Origin of the sequence: [Clostridium] symbiosum ATCC 14940, assembly GCF_000466485.1 — a bacterium.
GTDB lineage: Bacteria > Bacillota > Clostridia > Lachnospirales > Lachnospiraceae > Otoolea > Otoolea symbiosa.
The window spans coordinates 612-2,973 of the sequence record NZ_KE992786.1 but is presented as its reverse complement, the minus strand read 5'-3'; the positions used below and the strand labels follow the sequence as shown (position 1 = coordinate 2,973).

Genomic DNA, 2,362 nt, shown 5'->3' with positions numbered 1-2,362 from the left:
CCAGAGGTGAGGCAAGGGGGGAAGCGAATCGAGAAAAGAGTGAGGGGGAAGCTGATTCTTGGGAAAGAAATTTAAAGGATACGAGCGAACTAAACAGTTCTGATTTCGACAATTTAACAGACAAAGGAACTGTTAAAGTCAATCAGGCAGGTTCAGATAGACCGCCTACAAATGATCCGAACAGCTTTCTCAGAACGGAGAATGGAGAGCATGTATTTGTATATGATGATAATGGAGATTTGATTTATGATATAAGCTCTAGTAGAGTAAAAGGATTTAAAATTAATACTAACCCTGCAGGTAAAAAGTTTTTAAGTCCTTATAAATTAGATGGCCCGGTACCACAGTTTATTTTAGATCTTTTTGGATGGTGATAAAATGTATGAAATAAGATATTGCAATAGCATTGTAAAACAAGGAATAATGAAAAAGTTTAGAGAGCCTAAAGGATTAAATTTATTTGAACATGCATGTAATTGTAATTCATTAGAAGATATTATTGCGATTTCATATTTGTTATGCCCTGATTTTATTCAGATAGGAGAATATATTTTTGTTTCTGTTTTTTTCGAAGAAGAAGGTGAGGAGGCTATAAAAAAAGTCAAGAAATTAGAAGAACGATTTGGTAAGAACAAAAAACTTATAGAACAATGGGTTAATAGCTGGAGTATCGGAGATTTATTCATAAATTGTACAGACGAATCTTATCAAAATAATTCGTTAATAATGCAGTTCTGTGACATCTTAGTTTATAATTGGCAACAAAGATTGAAAGAATTGTTTCCACACAAAAAAATTATAGTAGAAACTGGGAACGAGATAATGGGAGAACTGGGGTTGACTATTACGGTTTATGAGCAGTAGTTAATGTAATATTAATTTTAACTATGATTATTCGCCCGGCTTTGCCGGGCGATGTCCCCAGAGGTTATGCGTTTTCCAGCATAACCTCTTTAACCTGCACACTTTTCGACCCTGGACATATTGGCTGATTTGGGGAGAAATGCCTCTGTTCCACATTGGCTCAACGAGCCAGAATACGTGCTTCATGGTATATCTTTCCGAGCAGTGTCTTAAAACCGACACACCGGCCGTCACGGTACGTAACAGGTCTAAGAGATGGCGGGCCGGAGCCACTTGTTGGCATAGGAGTGGGATGTTCACTCTGTTTTGCATGAAAAAGCTGGGAATTCGCTGAATATTGTGGTTGAATCAAAGTATTCCCCCTGCCAAAAGCCGGAAAACGTATAAAAGCGGCACACGGGCGGTCACGGTGCGTAACAGGGGTAAGAGAAACGGATATATGGACAGCCACTGTGTATTAGATGTTACCGGCTCAAAAAATACATTTTCCTTCAAGCCACCTGTCAAAGGCCGGTTTTCTGCGGTGATTAAGCTGTTTGGGTGCCAAAACCTCAGAAAACAGAAAAGCCGGGTGCCGCCAAGCCACCCACAGATTGCCTCAAATATTATTTTCGACCCTGACCTCCAGTAAGGATTCAGTAAGAAAAACGCAAGAGAATTGAAATTGACGGATGATATATGTTCATGGTGCAATGGCGCACACTCGGGGGGTTAAGGGGGAGGAAACACATTTGTTTCCAGACCAAAAAACGTTTAACAACAGACACAAAACACAGCCGCTGAATCCTGCATTGGAGTTCAATGGCTGTGGTCTTTTTCTGGTGATAATCTCTTACAGATTTCCTGTAAACTTCATGACCCAGATGCCATCTTTGAATCCGCCCACGTATAGATAAGGTTCTTCTTCTGCCATCTGTTCCACCAGATGTTCAAGGTACTGGTTCAGGGTATCCCGGTCAGCATCAGGCAGATGCTTTAAAATCACTTCGCCTGCTCAATCACCTGTGATACATGATTTCTTTCCGCGCAGTGTCTTAAAAACATTGGTTTTGGTGAAATTAGCTTTGGCTGGTGGTATAAGTTTATCTGAAATGCAGGAAAAAAATATTCAAATAACAAGGGCATCCAGCATAACAAATTTTGGCTTTACCACACGGTAGTTTTAGAGGCGTTAGGTAGCAGAATACGGAACAAAAGTATTCAAAAAACAGGGGTATCCAGCATAACAAGTTTGGGCTTTTTCACCCAGCAGTTTTTTCATTCTCAGCGGTGGTTTTGAAGCACTGGGGGCAGAATACAGAATATCGGAAAACCTGGATGCCGCCACGCCACCTATGTAAGAAATGTTTGACCTTCTGAAATTCATGGCAAGTAAGTTTTCGGTAAGAAAAACGCAAGGGAATCGAAATTGGCAGTCCCCCTGATGCTATGTTACAATGGCGCACACCCGGGGGCTTAAGGGGGGGAAACACACCGGAAAAATCCCAGCAAGACAAAC

General features: G+C 40.9%; 3 protein-coding genes. 2 read left to right on the top strand and 1 reads right to left on the bottom strand.

The window, feature by feature from the left end; all coding sequences use genetic code 11:
* Together CLOSYM_RS22875 and CLOSYM_RS00070 are read left to right on the top strand one after the other, a co-directional pair.
* Nucleotides 1-374: hypothetical protein (locus CLOSYM_RS22875; protein ID WP_021640464.1), on the top strand; the 374-nt coding region annotated here is incomplete at its 5' end.
* Between the two features lie 4 nt (nt 375-378).
* Nucleotides 379-864: a hypothetical protein gene (locus tag CLOSYM_RS00070; RefSeq protein WP_009297854.1), complete on the top strand. Its 486-nt coding sequence runs from the start codon at nt 379-381 to the stop codon at nt 862-864.
* Between the two features lie 832 nt (nt 865-1,696).
* Here CLOSYM_RS00070 and CLOSYM_RS22670 read toward each other — a convergent pair.
* On the bottom strand, nt 1,697-1,849 hold the full coding sequence (locus CLOSYM_RS22670) for a hypothetical protein (protein ID WP_009297855.1): 153 nt from the start codon (nt 1,847-1,849) through the stop codon (nt 1,697-1,699).
* Nucleotides 1,850-2,362: the final 513 nt, after the last annotated feature.